Raw genomic sequence first — 19,985 nt, 5'->3', positions numbered from 1 at the left:
GCTGTAAATGTTAGACCTACTGCTTGAGCCATCAATTCTTGCTTTTCTTGTTTTGTCTGGTGGTGAAGCATTATATACCTCATTCCACCTGTTAAGTTAATGTATTCTGGTAATGTCGTGTCTTTCCATTCTGGAGCATTGTATAGCTCATCCCAATATACCTCACCATTTGAAAATCCTCTATATAATGGTATGCCTTCATATTCAGTTTCTGAGCTAATACATTTTAAGGTATTCGTATATAAATATGTTTCCCAATACTTACCATTGAGTTGATTTAATATTAAATCTCGTTCATCATATTCTGTACCATCTCGATATTTTTTCTTATAATCTTCCTCCCTTACTTCTACTTCTTCCTCAAATACATTCCTACCTTTTTGTTCTGCATATTCAATCATTTTATTTAATTTAATCAGCTTATTATATTCTTCCTTTGTTACTTTATCCATATTTTGAAGCTCTTTTAGAAACTCTTTAGCTTTTCCTTTATATCCAAAAAATGTTTGATTTAATTCCTTATATTGTTCATTTTGTCTGTTCTGTATTTTTTTTGACTTTCTAGAAATTTTATCAAGGTGTCTTTTTGCTTGATACTTTTCATATTGCCCTTCATATCCTTCTGCTCTTCCTTCTCTTTCTACTAATTCCTTAACCATTTCTTTATTTTCTGTATCTAATTTAGCCAATTGTTCCCTTAGACTATTTGCCCTATCATGAGCTTTATGCTGAGCCTTTGTCCATGTTGATTTACCTTTTAACCTTTCTTCATATGTTCGACTTTCATTTTCTTTATTCCATTTTTTCTTACACTTATCTAATTCTTCTACTATCTTATCTATTGCTTTTGATGTATCTCCACCTGATTCACAAGCCATTACTCTATGACCACTCGGATCTATAAACCTTAATGGATCATTATAGCAATAAGTATACAAATTCAAACTAAGCGGATTACTATCCTCTCCCCAATAGCTGTCTTCTGATATAAATCTTCCTGTGTATGGATTGTAATATCTTGCTCTTAGGTAATATAAGCCTGTGCTTTCGTCGTAGTATTCTCCTGAGTATCTTATTTCATTCTTTTCTTCTTCTATTGTTAATAATGGATTTCCAAATATGTCGTAATCATATTGGTTTCTAACTTCTCCATTTTCTGATACTGTTTGTACTACGTCTCCATGTCCGTTGTAGAAATAGTAGCTTGATCCTATGCTGCTTTTTCTTGATATATAGTTTATTCCTCTCACATAGCTTACTGTCTCTGTTCCTGTTTCTAGTATCACGTGCTGTCTGTCGTAATAGTAGTTTGTTGTCTTTGTTACATATCCGTCTTTTGAGCATTGCTCTTGTTTTGTTGTTCTTTGTCCGTCTCCGTTGTATCTGTAGGTTACTATGTTTCTTGTACCACTAGTTATTTTATCTACTTTTACTAGTCTGTTAAAGCCATCATAGTATTCTTCTTCTCTTTCTATTAACGTGCTTATTTCCTCTGTTATTCCTTTTCCATGTGTGTTTCCTTTGGTGCTTTGTATCATTGTCATGTCATGTGGATGTATATAGTCTGATTTTTGTCTTATTTCGTTTCCGTTTGCATCATATATATATTCTACTGACTTTTTAAGGACTTCTTCTCCTTCTTTATTATACATTTTTTCTACTAATTTTAACAGTTTAGGTAATATACGTAGCTGTAGGTAGTTAAGATTAATATTTATACAAAAATACGTCAGACTCACAAATCAATCTGACGTATTTTTATTAATAATGTAGCTTTTATCCTAATTTGATTATTATCGACACCTTCGTCACCCAAATCAGTATCATTTTGACTCGGCATAAGTATAAATTAATCCAAATTTGACCAAACGGATGAACCGTCCCCTTGTTTGTACAAAGTATGAAAATTATTAATAATCTTCTATTAATAGTTGCATTATGCATATTATACACCTCATTTCTGGTTCTTTTGCTGGTCTTCCATAGTATTTACAATAGCTATCTCTAAACATTTCATTGATAAAACTAAAATCTACTACTCTATCTATTTGTTTTAGCAGATGATCATCTGGTATTTTATTATATATTATTGAATATATGCTTTGTTGTTTATATTCTGTTTTAAGCATATAAAAACACCTTCATGTATATATAATTTGACATTCATATGAAATATCCTTTTTGCTTTTCGCATTTACACATTATAGGAGGTGTTTTTCAGCAGTCTCGAACCGTCCTCTTGTTTAATGGTATTCATATCGATTATTAGGGCTTTTTTGAAAAGTCAAGTGTTTTTTGAAATTTTCTTTAAAATTTAATTTCTAATTTTTGTATTCTTAGGTTGATGACATTGCCCCAATGGGTGTAGCAGACTGCATTAAAACAGTCTGTAGTCCCCTTGTTTGTTTCTAGTTTTTTATTTATCTTTGTCTGAAATAATCTCATAAGTAGTAACTTTTTCAATAGTTTCAAAACTAGGTGATGAAAATTCTACAACATCAAAAATAAGTTTGTCTTTATCTAGTCTTAAATTATATATGAAGTTGTTATCCTTTTTAAGTTTTTCGCACTCAATCACTGATTTCACACTATATACGCCATCGTTAATACTACATATATGGATTTCATTAGTACTCTGTACGAAATTAACTATATAAGCAAACACATTTGTATTAATCCAACAAAAATCAGGTGAATAAGGTATTCTATTTTCACTACTGCTTTCAACTTCAACGTTATTTTCAGTATCTATAATGCGTACAAGTTCCTCCCCCGATCTTATACTTATGTACTTATTATCTTTTGATATTCCCATCATTTTATCAGTTATTGGCGGTTCCCCATATTCATCAGTTTCTTCAGTTTGTTGATTATCTATATATTCTATGTCTTTGTCTATATCTACTTTTATATAATCTTTTAATGTATTTAATTTCGTATCAAACTTCATTATTTTAAAATCATTACTATCAAAAATAATATTGCTATTTTTATCCCATACGATATAATAATTTGCTAGTGTTAAATCTATACTTGCGTTTTTCTTTTCATATATTTTTTTATATGAATCATTTTTTATATCATAGACATAAATTAAATAGCTACACTCTTTAGTATTGTTTAATTTATCTGTTAAACATAGCGCTATTTTTTCTTTTTTGTGATCTAAACTATAATTAATTAAATGATTATCATCTAAAATTTCTTTCATTATATGTTTTTCTATTGTTTTAGTCTCTATATTATATATATACACTCCATTAACTAATACTTTTTCGTTACTTAACCATATAACTGGATCCTTTATATTATCTATTAATTCAAAATATGTATCTGTTATATTATTTAAATATAAAGTATTAGCATCGTCATCATCTTCAGTGTAACCTATTTTTGCAATAAAGCAATTCTTATAATCTGGTGAATAGAACTTTTTATAAATATATTTACCTGTAACTGATTTTTTAATAAACGAGTTATAACTAGATATATTGTCTAGGCTAAAAGCCTGTTCATCTATGTCATTTTCTACATCTTTAACTGTTTTATCTCCTATATTTTGAATTTTTACGTTCACTATAGCTATAGTTACTACTATAAAAATAATACCTATTAAAAAAAGTGTTTTTTTACTCATAAATATCCTCCTAAATTCAATCCTTCTATGTATATGATTTATAATAAATATTCAAGAATTAGATATATTATAGTATATCTAATTCTTAAATTAATTCTAAACTAATTATTTACTTTTTCCAAATTTAAATTTGATATATTTCTGAGGGTCAACAGCATCTTTTTTATAACTTGGAACTTTTTTCCCTTCAAATTTTAGTAATCTACCCTCCTCATTATATATGTGTAACTGAAAATGCAAATGAGGTCCTGTACTGTAACCCGTATTACCAGTATACCCTATTACATCTCCTTGTTTCACATGTATTTTTTTATTGGTCCCTTCATAAAATTGTAATGTTTCTTTTGATAAATGGGCATATCTACAATAACCACCCTCAAATTTCAAAACTACACTATATCCAAATCCTTTTTTAACACTCTTACATCTGACTTCTGCTGTTCCATCACATATAGAATATATTGGAGTTCCAATTTTAGTTGCAATGTCTAATCCTGCATGAAACTCCTTTATCTTATCTGTTTTTTTCCCTGGTCTTATTCTAGGTCCATATTCAGATGATATCCTACCTATATTTACTGGTTGTATAAATTTTTCTCCATTATGCTGTTTATTTAACTCGTCTATAAATTTCAAACCTATTTTTTTAAATCGTTCTACTATTCTACCCTCTTGCTTATCTGTATTATCATCTTTAGGTTCTTCCATAAGCTTCTTAAAAGTCTCAGCATCTACTTTTCCACTTACTTTCAAATTATTATCTCTTTGAAATTTCTTAATAATTCTTTCTGTATTTGGTCCGAAATTTCCATCTGTTTGTAAGTTATATCCTTGCTTTTGTAACATTTCCTGTACTTGTCTTATGTGTTCTCCATTATTCATACGTTCATAAACTATGTTATCTATACCTTCATAATTACTAAATGCTGGATTACCTCCTCCTATTGCTATATCTTTTACTGAAGCTTTTAACATACTACCATAAGACGTTTCACTTGCATATATCTTCATATCTTCTTCATATTCTTTACTTCCTATCATATAATCTGAATACTCTATATTTCTATCTATTTCACTCTCTAATCTATCTACTCTTTCTTTTGCTGAACCTTCTCCTTTTAAATGTCTTGCTCCTCCACCTATTCTATTATGTTTTTTACTTATATTTCCCCAGCTATCTTTAGTAAAATGTTTATGGGTTTTTAAATGCTTATTTGCATCCTTTGTAAATGAATCTGAACGTTTATAATTTTTCTTTGAATTTTCCCATACTTTATTTGCTCTTTGGTGTATTTCTTCTTTCTCTTTTTTTGTTTTAGCATGAAAATATGCATCTGTAAGCTGTTTTATTTTCTTTTGCTCACTTCTTGAAAGCAAGCTGTCATCTCTTTCTCCTGATCTTCCCCCATAATGTCCCGTAGGATCCACAAACCTTATTGGGTCATTGTAACAGTATACGTACAAATTCAAACTAAGCGGATTACTATCCTCTCCCCAATAGCTGTCTTCTGATATAAACCTTCCTGTGTATGGGTTGTAATATCTTGCTCTTAGGTAGTATAAGCCTGTGCTTTCGTCGTAGTATTCTCCTGAGTATCTTATCTCGTTCTTTTCTTCTTCTACTATTAGTGTTGGATTTCCAAATATGTCGTAATCATATTGGTTCCTTATTTCTCCTGCTTCTGATACTGTTTGTACTACGTCTCCATGTCCGTTGTAGAAATAGTAGCTTAATCCTATGCTGCTTTTTCTTGATATATAGTTTATTCCTCTCACATAGCTTACTGTCTCTGTTCCTGTTTCTAGTATCACGTGCTGTCTGTCGTAATAGTAGTTTGTTGTCTTTGTTACATATCCGTCTTTTGAGCTTTGCTCTTGTTTTGTTGTTCTTTGTCCGTCTCCGTTGTATCTGTAGGTTACTATGTTTCTTGTTCCACTAGTTATTTTATCTACTTTTACTAGTCTGTTAAAGCCATCATAGTATTTTTCTTCTCTTTCTATTAATGTGCTTATATTTCCTGTTATTCCTTTTCCATGTGTGTTTCCTTTGGTGCTTTGTATCATTGTCATGTCATGTGGATGTATATAGTCTGCTTTTTGTCTTATTTCGTTTCCGTTGGCATCATATATATATTCTACTGACTTTTTAAGGATTTCTTCTCCTTCTTTATTATACATTTTTTCTACTAATTTTAACAGCTTGTCTGAGGATGAATATATATATTGGCTTTCTTTTGCTACGTATGTTACGTCTTCTCCTGTTTTTACCAGCTTGTATCCACTTGGCTGAGCTGATGTATATTCTTCTCTCTGACTTCTTCTGTTACCTGCTTTGTCATAGCTATAGCTTGTTGTTTTTCCTGGTGCTTTTACTTCTTTTATTCTTCCTGCCTTGTCATAGCTGTAGCTTGTTGTCCCAAAGCTGTCTGTTTTGCTTGTTTGTCTTCCTGCTAAGTCATATGTGTAGCTGTAGTGTGATATTTCTGTGCTTCCTACTTTGTTTGTCAAGTCTATTAGGTTATTGTTTTTGTCATAGCTGTATTCTTCTGTTATATTTCCAACATATGTTACCCTGCTTCTATTTCCGTTTTCATCATACTCATATTCTGCTCTACTTGTGCCTGATGCTACGACTTTCATTCTGTTTGATTTGTCATATGTGTAGCTCGCGCGATTCCCAAGCTTGTCTGTTATTTCTTCTATGTTTCCTACTTCGTCATAGCTGTAGGTTATATAACCTTGCCCGTCTTTTGTTATTAACTCTAACCTAGAAAGTACATCATAGCTATATGTTGTTTCTCCTGTTTCGTCTATCATTTTTGTTTTGTTACCTAGTACATCATACTCATACTGTACTGAATCTCCTGTCTCTAATACTTTCTTTTCTATTAGCTGTCCTTGAGAGTTGTACTGGTATTTTGTATTGTTTCCTGCTTTGTCTAATACTTGTGCTGTGTTTCCTGTTATATCATATGTGTATGTTACTATTTTTCCTTCTGCATCTTCTAAGGTTTTCAATATTCCAAATGAGCTGTAGCTGTATTTTCTTGTCTTTCCTTTTCCATTTGTCTGTGTTAGTTTGTTTCCTGCTCTGTCATAGCTGTAGCTTGTTTTTATACCTAGCGCATCTGTTACTCCTATTAGTCTTCCTATGGAGTCATATTCATACTCTGTTATATTTCCTAGTGCATCTTCCTCACTTATTTTTTCTCCAAATATGTTGTATTTAATCTTTAATGTTACTTTTCCTTCGTCTGCTGAATTTGGATCTGTAGCTTCTATCTGCCTGTTTGCCATATCATATTTATAGCTTGTTTTGTAGCCTTTGGCATCTTTTCTTTCTATTAGATTGCCAATTTCATCATATATGTTTTTGTTTCTCTTTTTGAAGCTAGACCTTTTGTATCTGCTATGCTTTCTTTTGTTAGATTTCCATTTTCGTCATAGGTATAGTGATTAAGTATATATACTATGTTTCCACTACCATCCTCATATGCAGGCTGTCTCTTTTCTAATATTTTGTTGTTTTCATCATATTTAAATTCTGTTTTGTTTCCTCTCTTGTCTTCTAATACTGTTAGATTTCCTGCTAAGTCGTACTTATATTCTTGTGTATTTAAATATGGATCTATGTCTTTTCTTTTTTTGTTAAATCCATTGTACTCAAAGCTTGTTACATTTGCTAGCTGATCTTCTTCTTCTATTTTTCTGTTTGCTAAATCATATTCATACTTAACTTTACTTCCATCTGAAAATTCTATTTTTGTTAAGTTACCTACTGTATCATATTCAAATTTTGTTACTAGACCTTTTTCGTTTGTTTCTTCTATGATATTATTTAGTAGGTTGTATTTATATGCTTTGCTGTCTCCTAATGGATTTGTTACTTTTGTTACTCTGCCAAGTCCATCATATTCATAACTTGTACCCTTTGAGTCTTCTACATTGCTTTGATATCTTATTCCATCTACTACTTTCTTTTGGATACCTTTTTTTGTGTATTTCATATAGCTTAGTGTTTCGCCTTCTGGTGATATTTTTTCTATTGCAACGTTTATTTCAATTTATATACAAAAATACGTCAGACTCACAAATCAATCTGACGTACTTTTATTAATGTTGTACCTTGTATCCTAATTTAATCATTATCGACACTTATGTCATCTAAATCAGAACCGTCCCGACTGGGTATCACCCAGTGGGTGCACCTTCTGGTGATATTGAACCTGGTTGCATCCTGTTTTTGGAGGTTTTGGAGCCTTAAGTATAATTTCTAATTTTTGTATTATTAGGTTGATGACATTGCCTCAGTAGGTATTTTCATTCATCATACTTTACTATAGGTACAAGATATAAATCAACATAAAAATATAATACGGATAGCAGTATAATTAGTATGCACTTAATTACTAAATTAAAGTTTCTTGTTACGATTAAAACACCTACTAATCCAAAACAGAGCAATACTAATGCAGCTATATATGATTGTCTGAACACACTATTACAATTACTACATTTTATTTTAGTTTTAAAGCGATAATCAAGCTTTCGCTTATCTTTAATACTAATAGTTTCTTCTCCACATATAGGGCATTTAAACATTTTTCTCAACACTATCCCTCCAATAAATTTTAAATCATTTACTGATTAAACCAATATTTTTCTCCTGAAACTAATTTTATATCTGGTGTTGGATAATTTTTATCATAAGAACTAAATTCAGCTGGAATAGGAAAATCCACCCTATCAATTTGTCCAACTTTAACAAGAAATTTATCTGGATTAAATTGAAAACTATGAGTCTCAAAAATACTAGACTGTTGTACTGTTACATACATATTAGTAAAACCTTTTAAATCTTGATACTCTCTATATGCACCAAAGCCAGATTTTACAAAACCTATTCCTGTAAAAAACATTCCTTCTATACCATTCATTAATCCAGCCATTGTCAATCCTCCATCAACTGCAGTTGATGAAGTAAATTCATCATGAACACCAACAGAAAGTGCGTATCCTACAATACTATATGGAGGTGGTGCTAAACTTAATAATGTCGTTCCTGTATTAACAATTGCTGAATCTCTAGCTGGATCTCCATCAGCTATATGAATTTTTGACCAAATCTTTTTATTATGATAACAATACATACTTATATAATCACCATATTCGTTTTGCAAATCATACTTTCCTCTATATTCTTTTTTACTTCTTATAATATCTATAGCTCTCAATATAGCATACATTTTATCTCTACTAGCTCCATCATTTTGTTGTGCATATACAGCATATGTAGCTTTTAAAGATCTTACTGACATCAAATCTCTAGATGACAAAATATTAGCATCTTGTTCTTCTGGTGATTGTATCTGGCTAAAAAATTCTTCTATTCCCTTACCTGTTTCTTTATAATGATTTATCATTTTATGCTTGAAATCTTTTGAGAACGTATCATCTATGCCTAGTTTTTGCAGTATTTCTTCATCCCATGTATCAACGATTTTAGTATAATGTGAATTAAAACTTTTTCTGTTTTTTAAACTATATTGTAATTCCTGACTATATTTATATTTATCTTCATCCATATGTTCAATAGTAATTTTGTAAGCAAAATCTCTATCTTTGCTATCATCAAGTATTTCTTTATGAAGTATTTCTATATCTTCATTGTAGTCTTTTGTTCCCAGTAGATAATCAGAACGCTCTATATTGGCATCTATTTCATTTACTACTGCATCTACTGTTTCTTGTGTTGTGTCATTTTCATTTCTTTTTATTACTCTATAACCATAACCTCGCCTATTATGATGCTCACTTAAAGTTTGCCAAGTAGTATCTGTAAAATATTTATTATCATCTAAATATCTCTCCGCTGCATTTGAAAAACTATCTGAACTTGAATCATGATCTGTATTAAATCTTTCTTTATGATTTGTACTTTTTCGTCTTCTTTCTCTTCTTCTTACTCTACTCCAATCAGCTTTTAGTTTTGCTTCTTCTCTTATTTTATTTGCTTTTTCATGTATCCTTTTACGTTCTTCATCATCTTTTGTTGAAAAATATGCATCTGTTAGCCGTTTTATTTTCTTTTGTTCTGATCTTGAAAGTTTTCTATCATCATATTCTCCTGCTTTTCCACCCCAATGTCCCGTAGGATCCACAAATCTTACTGGATCATTGTAGCAGTATACGTACAAATTCAAACTAAGCGGATTACTATCCTCTCCCCAATAGCTGTCTTCTGATATAAACCTTCCTGTGTATGGATTGTAATATCTTGCTCTTAGGTAGTATAAGCCTGTGCTTTCGTCGTAGTATTCTCCTGAGTATCTTATTTCATTCTTTTCTTCTTCTATTGTTAATAATGGATTTCCAAATATGTCGTAATCATATTGGTTTCTAACTTCTCCATTTTCTGATACTGTTTGAACTACGTCTCCATGTCCGTTGTAGAAATAGTAGCTTAATCCTATGCTGCTTTTTCTTGATATATAGTTTATTCCTCTTACATAGCTTACTGTCTCTGTTCCTGTTTCTAGTATTACGTGCTGTCTGTCGTAATAGTAATTCGTTGTTTTTGTTACATATCCGTCTTTTGAGCTTTGCTCTTGTTTTGTTGTTCTTTGTCCGTCTCCGTTGTATCTGTAGGTTACTATGTTTCTTATTCCACTAGTTATTTTATCTACTTTTACTAGTCTGTTAAAGCCATCATAGTATTTTTCTTCTCTTTCTATTAATGTACTTATTTCCTCTGTTATTCCTTTTCCGTGTGTGTTTCCTTTGGTGCTTTGTATCATTGTCATGTCATGTGGATGTATATAGTCTGCTTTTTGTCTTATTTCATTTCCGTTTGCATCATATATATATTCTACTGATTTTTTAAGGATTTCTTCTCCTTCTTTATTATACATTTTTTCTACTAATTTTAACAGCTTGTCTGATGATGAATATACATATTGGCTTTCTTTTACTACGTATGTTACGTCTTCTCCTGTTTTTATCAGTTTGTATCCACTTGGCTGCTCTGATGTATATTCTTCTCTCTGACTTCTTCTGTTACCTGCTTTATCATAGCTATAGCTTGTTGTTTTTCCTGGTGCTTTTACTTCTTTTATTCTTCCTGCCTTGTCATAGCTGTAGCTTGTTGTTCCAAAGCTGTCTGTTTTGCTTGTTTGTCTTCCTGCTAAGTCATATGTGTAGCTGTAGTGTGATATTTCTGTGCTTCCTACTTTGTTTGTTAAGTCTATTAGGTTATTGTTTTTGTCATAGCTGTATTCTTCTGTTATATTTCCAACATATGTTACCCTGCTTCTATTTCCGTTTTCATCATACTCATATTCTGCTCTACTTGAGCCAGATGTAACGGTTTTCATTCTATTTGATTTGTCATATGTGTAGCACGCGCGATTCCCAAGCTTGTCTGTTATTTCTTCTATGTTTCCTACTTCGTCATAGCTGTAGGCTATATAACCTTGCCCGTCTTTTGTTATTGACTCTAACCTAGAAAGTACATCATAGCTATATGTTGTTTCTCCTGTTTCGTCTATCATTTTTATTTTGTTACCTAGTACATCATACTCATACTGTACTGAATCTCCTGTCTCTAATACTTTCTTTTCTATTAGCTGTCCTTGAGAGTTGTACTGGTATTTTGTATTATTTCCTACTTTGTCTATTACTTGTGCTGTGTTTCCTGTTATATCATATGTGTATGTTACTATTTTTCCTTCTGCATCTTCTAAGCTTTTCAATATTCCAAATGAGCTGTAGCTGTATTTTCTTGTCTTTCCTTTTCCATTTGTTTGTGTTAGTTTGTTTCCTGCTCTGTCATAGCTGTAGCTTGTTTTTATACCTAGTGCATCTGTTACTCCTATTAGTCTTCCTATGGAATCATATTCATACTCTGTTATATTTCCTAGTGCATCTTCCTCGCTTATTTTTTCTCCAAATATGTTGTATTTAATCTTTAATGTTACTTTTCCTTCGTCTGCTGAATTTGGATCTGTAGCTTCTATCTGCCTGTTTGCCATATCATATTTATAGCTTGTTTTGTAGCCTTTGGCATCTTTTCTTTCTATTAGATTTCCGTTTTCATCATATACATTTTCTGTTATGACTTTGCTATATGGGTCTTTTATTGTTTTTACTCTGCCTAACTTGTCATAGCTGTATGTGATTGTATCTCCTTTTGCGTTTGTCTCTGTCAACTTGTTTCCTGCTTCGTCATAGGTGTAAGTAAATGCAAAACCTTTTGCGTCTGTCACTGTTTTTATTCTGTTTAAGCTATCATAGTCAAATGTTGCCCGACTTCCTTTTTCGTTTACCTCTGATATTTTGTTTCCTAGCTTGTCATAGCTGTATTTTATTGTGTATTCTACTTGTTCATAGCTTCTTGTTATTTCTGTTAGTCTGTTAAATATGTCATAGTTAAAGTCTGTTATATAATCTTTTGCTTTTATGCTGTCTAAGCCTAGCTGATATGCTTTTGGTCTTATTTCTCTTGTCTTATTTCCTAGTATGTCATATTCATAGCCTGTTATCACTTGCAGCTTGTCTTGATATTCTAAATCTATTAAACCATTTATTAATTCTTCATCTTCTGCTATTGATGTTTTGTCTATTAGTTTTATTGATTTTATCAATCTGTTTTGTAGGTCATATTCAAACTTTTCTATATCATTGTTCTCGCTGTCTCTTGATGTTTCTTTTTTGACTATGTTACCGTTTTTGTCATAGTACAGCTTTTGGAATGAACCGTTGCTGTGTCTTTTCATTTTTAGCTTATTGTTTTCATAGTACTGATACATTGTTTCTCTTTTTGAAGCTAGTCCTTTTGTATCTGATATGCTTTCTTTTGTTAGATTTCCATTTTCGTCATAGGTATAGCTACTAAGTATATATACTATGTTTCCACTACCATCCTCATATGCAGGCTGTCTCTTTTCTAATATTTTGTTGTTTTCATCATATTTAAATTCTGTTTTGTTTCCTCTTTTGTCTTCTAATACTGTTAGATTTCCTGCTAAGTCGTACTTATATTCTTGTGTATTTAAATATGTATCTATATCTTTTCTTTTTTTGTTAAATCCATTGTACTCAAAGCTTGTTACATTTGCTAGCTGATCTTCTTCTTTTATTTTTCTGTTTGCTAAATCATATTCATATTTAACTTTACTTCCATCTGAAAATTCTATTTTTGTTAAATTACCTACTGTATCATATTCAAATTTTGTTACTAGACCTTTTTCGTTTGTTTCTTCTATGATATTGTCTAGTAGGTTGTATTTATATGCTTTGCTGTCTCCTAATGGATTTGTTACTTTTATTACTCTGCCAAGTCCATCATAATCATAGCTTGTACCCTTTGAGTCTTCTATATTGCTTTGATATCTTATTCCATCTACTACTTTCTTTGGGTTACCTTTTTTTGTGTACTGGATATAACTTAGTGTTTCACCTTCTGGTGATATTTTTTCTATAACTCTGTTCATATTGTCATAAACGTAGCTTGTTCCAAGCATCGTGTCTATATCAACATTTTCTTCATACTGCTCTGGATTTATCTGTTTTTTTATGTTACCTCTCTTATCATACACATATCTTGTTATTGATTGCTCAGAATCTTTGTATGGCTGTTTTTTATGTGTAAGCTTGTTCATTTCGTCATATTCATACTGAACTTTATTTCCTCTTGCATCTGTTTGCTCTTTTACGTTACCTCTTAAATCATATTTGTATTTTACTGTGTATCCTTTTGGTGATATTAATTTTTTTATTTTCCCATCATGGTTATATTCATATTTGGTTATATTTCCTCTTGAATCTTCCATGGTTTTTACTTTACCGTTTGTATAATATGAATATTTTGTGCTTGCTAATATTTTGTCTGAATATTCATTGTCATAAACAGGGTTTGTCAGTGATTTTATATCTACATCTGATGTTTTTACTAATACTGAGCTTACTGCTAAATTTAATAAATGGTCATACTCATACCTGTTTACATTGTACTCTCCTTCACTTATTTTTCTCTTTTCTGTTATTAGATTATTATTAGCATCATATTCTCTTATTGTTTCTTCACCATTTGCTCCTGTTACTTTTATTAGGTTGTTTGCTTTATCATATTCGTAGTAATTTTTATTACCTATTGGTTCTTCTATATTACTAAGTGTTGGTACTTTAGCTTCTTTTAAGCTAAATGTCTCTGTACTTAATGGACTATTTGTTTCATTGTATGATGTTTTTGTCAATCTATAGTATTTGTAGCTTTCATCTTCTTTTATATATTCTTTTTTGCTTATCACATTTGAAGCTTCATCATATTCAAATAAAGCCTCATTGCCTTCTTGATCTATACTCTTTGTGATTTCACCTTTGTTTGTATATCCATAGTGAGCTTCTGTTTCATCTGGATATACCACTCTAATAGGCTTTCCATAAATATTATTATATGTTGTTATTTCTAATCCATCTGATGTTTTCTTCTGCATATAGAATTTACCGATATTATCATATCTAAAATTCTCTGTATAGCCGTTTGGATATTTTACTGATTTTACGTTTCCATTTCCGTAGTATGTTGTTTCTACTTTATTTCCATATGCGTCTTCTTGTGATATTACTTGTCCGTCTCCATTATATTCATATTTGATTGAATGTCTGTCTACTCCTTCTATGATTCCTTGATATACTACATCTGCTGATGTGAATTTAACTACTCTGTTATCTGCATCATATTCATATTTATTTCCTATTGAAAGCTCTGGACTTTCACTGTTATATCCAAGCTCATCTGCCTGCAATAAGAGATTGCCTCTGCCGTCGTATAAATTATACTCTATTATGCTGTCTTTATATCCATTATATGATATTACTTTAGTTCTTCTGTTATCCATATCATATTCAAATTTTCTACCTGGTGCTGATTCTATACTCATATTTGAATATCTTGCATCAACTTCTTTGATTAAATTATTACATTTGTCATATAAGTATCTTGTCGTATTTCCTAATGCATCCGTCTGTGCTGTTAGTCTGTTTAATCCATCATAGGTAAAGCTATTTGTACATTTTGCTCCATTAATAATTTGTGTACTGACTAATGGGTTATTGCGTTTATCGTAGGTTATTTCTGTTATCTTTTTAACTTCTCCTTTAAATGGTTCTATTTTCTTTATGATATTGTTTCTATTGTCATATTGATAGGTATACGTCTCGAAGGTATTATTATTTAGAATTTCTTGTTTTAACAAGTTTCCTTGATAGTCCTTTTGGTATTTTATCAACACTTTACCCATCTCTTGATCTTCTATGTTTCCTACTTTGTATACTGTTTCTTCCTCGATAAGTTGTCCATTTTTTGTATATACATAATCATTTTGTATGCATTTATGTTCATCTTTATCTGTATATGTTGTTTTTTGTGTCATATTTCCCAGTAAATCATAGGAATATGTGGTATGTGTTTTTTTGTCATCTTCTAACCAAATGTATTCATCTACTACTCTATTCATGTTGTTGTAGACTAGTTCTATTTTTGATGAAGCTTGTTTTACACCGTTTTTACATGTTCCTCTTTCTTCACTTGCCATATTACCTGCTTTGTCATAGCTGTAGCTTGTATAGGTGTAGTTCTCTTCACCAATAAGATATCTTCTTTCTTCAATTAATCTGCCTGCTTGATCATATATTTTGTCTGTTGTCTTTTTATTTGGTTCTTTTATTTTTGATACATTATTTATTGAGTTATAAATATATTCTGTTTCATTGTTTAATGGATCTATTATCTTTGTTAATCTTCCTATATCGTCATATATATAATTTGTTTCTTTTCCTCTATAATCAATGTCACGGACTTTATTGCCTACATAGTCATAGTATTTTTTTGACGTATAGAATGTTATGTTATCTGGTGATATTTCTGTTTTTAGAAGCTTATTGTCTTTGTTATAATAAAATCTCTTTATATATCCTTCTTCGTCTGTTATTTCTGCTAGTAAGGCTGTGTCTTCATCTACTGCTGTTTTATAGCTCAATCTCATTGTGCCTTTTAGTATTGTGTCATTTTCATAATATGATTTTTCTACTAGTTTGTAACTGCTGTTATATTTGTATCTAGTGCTGTGTCCGTTTGAATCTACTTCTTTCATTTTATTTGAGTTACAGTCATATTCGTAGGATTCTAGCCTTACCCATTGGTTGTTGTCATTATAGCTGAGATTTAGCAAATATCCAAGTATATCATATTCAAATAAATATAATGCTTCTCCTTGATCTTTGTAGTTTATTTTTAAATTATTGTATCCACTGTCTATATAAGTATATTCTTCTGTTGTTTCATCTGGATGCATAGTCTTTTTTAATCTATAGAGGTCATCATACTCATATGATTTTTTGTTTCCGTTTTCATCTATTTCAGATGTTTTTATACCTGTATTAAAATCATATGCGTATTTTTTCTCTTGTAGCTGTGTATCTACTGTTTTATATATTCTTGTTAGGTATGCTCCTTTATGATTTATTCCATTTGCATCTATGCCGTATTCATAGTTTGTTATAAAGCTTCCTAACCCGTCTGTTAATTCTTCTTTGATTATATTTCCAAAGCTGTCATAATTATAATTTGTGACAATCCATTTGTTTTTGTCATCTGTATTATATTTTGTTTCTTTTATGACATTTCCAAGATTGTCTACATCATAGTTTATTTGACATGTTGTATCTTTATCTTTTTTCCATGTCTTTGATGTAAGGATATGATATTTATCGTAAGCATAGTTATATATTACTGTACGTTCGTCGTCTATAGGATACCCTTTATCATCTCTATTTGCGTCATAACCTGTGTAATTGATAAGATTTCCAAACTCATCATATCTGTAATTTTCTATCTTTTTAACAAACTTACCTGTCTCTTTACCATATTGAACATCATATATGACTCTTTCTTTTTTCTTTATGAGCTTCATTTCATCATGCTCTGTTGTAATTACCTCTTTATGGTTAGTTCCTGTATTTAGAGAGTTTATAAGCTGATGTAAGCCGTCATATGTATATTTTACTTTGTTTCCACTTTTATCAGTGGTGTTAGTATAATACTTATAACCTTTTAAATAATTTTCGTCATATGGTTTATACTCTTTTACTCCATATCCGTCTGCTTCGTTTACATAGGTATAGTTAATGTGATTTTTGTCCTCTGTTATGAATCTGTCTATGAATTTATCTTTTGCTATATCATAGTCTTTTTTGATTAATTCACTTTTAGAGAATATTTTTCTGTACTGCATACTTCCTTTGTTTAGTCTTTGTGTATATGTATTATAGGTGTATCTGCTTATTTTGTTTGTTCTAAAATTATCTATTTGTGTTAAATTTTCATATCTGTTATATACTGAATAACTACTTCCGTTTGTATATGTAAAACCTAATGCTGGCTGTTCATACCAAAAATGATATTTAGGCTTTCCGTCTGTATCATATACTCTTTGAAGTCTTGTCCTTATAACTGCTTTTGAATCGCTTACTAATGCTGCTGATTTGTCGTAAACTATTTGTTTATTGTCAGGGAGTTTTATTATTACCTGATATTTTCCTTTTAAGTCTCCTGAATTTTGAGTATCTGGATCATTTGATGTTTTATAGCTTTCATCTTTAGAGTATTTTGTGTTAGTTTTCTTTGCTACTCTATAGCTGTGATCTTCTTTGTACTCTATTGTTATAACTCTTCCTACTGTGTCTGTTATTTTTGACATCAGCTTTTTAGTTATATTTGTGCTGTATATGCTGTAATTCAATGTTGTATACTCAAATTTTATTGTATTTCCATAGCGGTCTACTATACCTAAGAGTCTTCCATCTGCTGCAAAATATGTTTTCTTTCCATCTTTTTTAATCATTACATATTTTGATTTTCCGTCAACTTGTCCATTTGAAAACTGGTCTGATTCTCTTACAAATACTTCTTTAGTTGTTTGACCTTCTAATTTATATGTTTTTATGCCGTCCATTATAACAGGTCGTAAAAGTCTGTATGTATCTCCACCTTCTGTGTGAATAAATATATGCTCACTGCTATCTTCGCTTTTTCTTACTTCCATCTGTGGAAATGAAAATCTCGTTCCTATTCCTATGTTATATCTGTCTTCATAGAAGGAAGATGTCTTAGCATCTGAATGAACATAGTCAACCCAAGCACCGTTTACATACTTTACTTTCATTTCTTTTACGTTTGATACTCCGCTTTTGTATATTCTTTTTATTTCTACATCTAATCCGTTTCTGCCAGGCAGTACATAATCAGTTTGGGATATCGTTAGTTCTCCACTTCTTGGATTTATATATTCTTCTGTATAGTTATTTCTAAGGTATACAGGTGATAACATTGTATTATATTGCTTTTTAGGTCCTACTAAATTGTTAAGCTGTTCTTCTATTGTATCTGCATATGCTATTGTAAAAGGCATAAATATAAATATGCATGATAGAAGGATTATCAGCTTTTTTAGTTTTTCCTTCATCTCTAGTGCCTCCTTTTTTGGCTATCTAATTATATTTATTCTGTAAAAATTCTGCAAAGATCTGTTCTCTGCTGTATCCTGCTCTGAATTTTGGTAATATTTCTATAACATTCTTTTTTAAATTTGCAGCTATTACAAAGGCATCTACTATTTTATCCTCTGATAATCCATATTGTTCTTTATATTCTTCTATTTCGTCATTATTAACCATTATTCTTGGAAGATTCTGTGCACTGCTTAGAATTTCAAGTTTTTCATTTACATGCTTCCAAAGTAATCCGTCTAATTTGTAGCTTATTACTTCATCAAATTCTTTGTTTAATTTATCTGCTATTATGTCAGCAATCATTATGTCATCTGTATCAATATTAGGCTCTGTCATCAACCTTTCGAGATACTCAGGTTCAAATGATCTTGGAGTAAACTCTGTAAGCGAATTGTAGTCACTAAAAATTTCTGTAAAACTCTTTCCTTGTTGTTTTCTTGCTACAAAGCCTTGAAGCTCACTTTTCTTGCCAAAATTAATATTTAAAAACTCATATGCTACAAGAACATCTTTTAGGTTGTATCCAGATAATACCAGTCTTTCTATTTCTTCTTTAAAACTCTTTTGAACATTAAGCTCTACGAGAGTGTTTTTGTAGTTAGCTATGTTTTTATCATAATTTGCCTCATCTGATTTTTTTATCATATCAAGAACTTCCTGTTTTATAACTATATCTTGTAATGTAAGTACATCTACGCTTATGTTTTCAATTGCTTTATCGTCTTCAAGCAATTGTTCTTCTTCATTAATTAATTGCTCTTCTTCTTGACTTAATTGTTCATTGATTTCAGATACTTTATCTCCTGTCATAGAATATGAAATAACTCCTTGAACCATTACTATTACTAAAACCAAGGCTGTTATAATTATTAATTTATTCTTCTTCATTCATATCACTCCTTTAGTTTCCCAAATCATCATTAGGATTTATATCTTTTAATTCTTTAATGAGCCCTTCTTGAGGATTTGGTGGTTTTACTGACGGTAACTCTATCATAGGTTTCTCATGAATGTTTTCACTTTCACTTGTTTTACTACCTATTTCAGGTATAAAGTTTGCATCTTGTTCTTCCTTGTTCTCTAAATTTGCTTTATTTTGAAGTGCTTTTAACATCTTATCCTCAATATTCATAATTGTTATGATTTTTTCTCTTCCTAATAACACCATCTTTTCATTTTTACTATCTTCATACTTCTCTTTATCAGTAAAATATGTATCTATATCAAGCCCAAGCTGGACTGCACAAATGTACTCATTTAGCGCAGTATCTAAGCTTTTTAATTCTTTTTTTAGCATAAGTGTGTAATATATGACACTATCGCTATCCTCAAGTCCTTTTAATATTCTTTGATAATCATCTTTAGATATTTCATCTTCTACATCAAAGCCTATTATTTCTTGAAGCTGAAACTGAACTCTTTCTATCAGCATTCTCGCCTCTGTTATCTCGTTTTCTGCAAATCCCATTTCTGCAAGTTTGTTATTTTTATCTAAACCATCTTTTTTCTCATCTTTTACTAAATAATCTTCGCTGTTTTCCTTTAGCTCATTTATTATTTCATTAAAACTCATTCCTTTTTCTCTAAGACTTAATATTTCTTTTATATCTGCTCCTGTGATATTTGATATTTCAGCTGCTTTTTGTTTGTCATCTTCTGATATGACAATTTCATTATCTTTTGCTTCAATTTTAGGCATGTTTACAAAAAACATATCTCCTACCATTGCTACAACTAGCGCCAAAACTATCAGTATGCTTCCAAATTTTACTTTCTTCAT

At 30.6% G+C, this 19,985-nt stretch carries 9 protein-coding genes; all 9 read right to left on the bottom strand.

The features are described 5' to 3' along the window. Nucleotides 1-1,652, bottom strand: a 1,652-nt coding sequence (locus tag AYC61_RS00145) for an RHS repeat-associated core domain-containing protein (protein WP_275935205.1), incomplete at its 3' end; no start/stop codon positions are given. 258 nt (nt 1,653-1,910) lie between these two features. Further along, nucleotides 1,911-2,129 carry a transposase gene (locus AYC61_RS00140; protein ID WP_066494876.1) on the bottom strand — a complete coding sequence of 73 codons (219 nt, stop codon included), beginning with the start codon at nt 2,127-2,129 and terminating at the stop codon, nt 1,911-1,913. 287 nt (nt 2,130-2,416) lie between these two features. Further along, on the bottom strand, nt 2,417-3,637 hold the full coding sequence (locus AYC61_RS00135; protein ID WP_066494869.1) for a hypothetical protein: 1,221 nt from the start codon (nt 3,635-3,637) through the stop codon (nt 2,417-2,419). A 105-nt stretch (nt 3,638-3,742) separates the two neighbouring features. Further along, a complete protein-coding gene (locus AYC61_RS00130; RefSeq protein WP_066494865.1) occupies nt 3,743-6,934 on the bottom strand; it encodes an RHS repeat-associated core domain-containing protein in 3,192 nt (1,063 codons plus the stop codon). Nucleotides 6,935-6,981: 47 nt separating this feature from the next. Continuing rightward, nucleotides 6,982-7,644: an RHS repeat protein gene (locus tag AYC61_RS00125; protein WP_066494861.1), complete on the bottom strand. Its 663-nt coding sequence runs from the start codon at nt 7,642-7,644 to the stop codon at nt 6,982-6,984. A 313-nt stretch (nt 7,645-7,957) separates the two neighbouring features. Beyond that, nucleotides 7,958-8,248 carry a hypothetical protein gene (locus AYC61_RS00120; RefSeq protein WP_066494858.1) on the bottom strand — a complete coding sequence of 97 codons (291 nt, stop codon included), beginning with the start codon at nt 8,246-8,248 and terminating at the stop codon, nt 7,958-7,960. A gap of 29 nt (nt 8,249-8,277) precedes the next feature. Continuing rightward, nucleotides 8,278-18,159: an RHS repeat-associated core domain-containing protein gene (locus AYC61_RS00115; protein WP_066494857.1), complete on the bottom strand. Its 9,882-nt coding sequence runs from the start codon at nt 18,157-18,159 to the stop codon at nt 8,278-8,280. 25 nt (nt 18,160-18,184) lie between these two features. Next, a complete protein-coding gene (locus AYC61_RS00110) occupies nt 18,185-19,093 on the bottom strand; it encodes a hypothetical protein (protein ID WP_066494855.1) in 909 nt (302 codons plus the stop codon). Between the two features lie 13 nt (nt 19,094-19,106). Continuing rightward, nucleotides 19,107-19,985 carry a hypothetical protein gene (locus AYC61_RS00105; RefSeq protein WP_066494853.1) on the bottom strand — a complete coding sequence of 293 codons (879 nt, stop codon included), beginning with the start codon at nt 19,983-19,985 and terminating at the stop codon, nt 19,107-19,109.

Source organism: Abyssisolibacter fermentans (assembly GCF_001559865.1).
GTDB lineage: Bacteria > Bacillota > Clostridia > Tissierellales > MCWD3 > Abyssisolibacter > Abyssisolibacter fermentans.
The sequence above is the reverse complement of the archived record's forward strand: the minus strand, read 5'-3'. Positions and strand labels throughout refer to the sequence as shown.

Bases quoted from the DNA above. Each gene is read 5' to 3' on its own strand.
- AYC61_RS00140 (WP_066494876.1), bottom strand. From the start codon at position 2,129: ATGCTTAAAACAGAATATAAACAACAAAGCATATATTCAATAATATAT.
- AYC61_RS00135 (WP_066494869.1), bottom strand. From the start codon at position 3,637: ATGAGTAAAAAAACACTTTTTTTAATAGGTATTATTTTTATAGTAGTA.
- AYC61_RS00130 (WP_066494865.1), bottom strand. From the start codon at position 6,934: ATGGCAAACAGGCAGATAGAAGCTACAGATCCAAATTCAGCAGACGAA.
- AYC61_RS00125 (WP_066494861.1), bottom strand. From the start codon at position 7,644: ATGAAATACACAAAAAAAGGTATCCAAAAGAAAGTAGTAGATGGAATA.
- AYC61_RS00115 (WP_066494857.1), bottom strand. From the start codon at position 18,159: ATGAAGGAAAAACTAAAAAAGCTGATAATCCTTCTATCATGCATATTT.
- AYC61_RS00110 (WP_066494855.1), bottom strand. From the start codon at position 19,093: ATGAAGAAGAATAAATTAATAATTATAACAGCCTTGGTTTTAGTAATA.
- AYC61_RS00105 (WP_066494853.1), bottom strand. From the start codon at position 19,985: ATGAAGAAAGTAAAATTTGGAAGCATACTGATAGTTTTGGCGCTAGTT.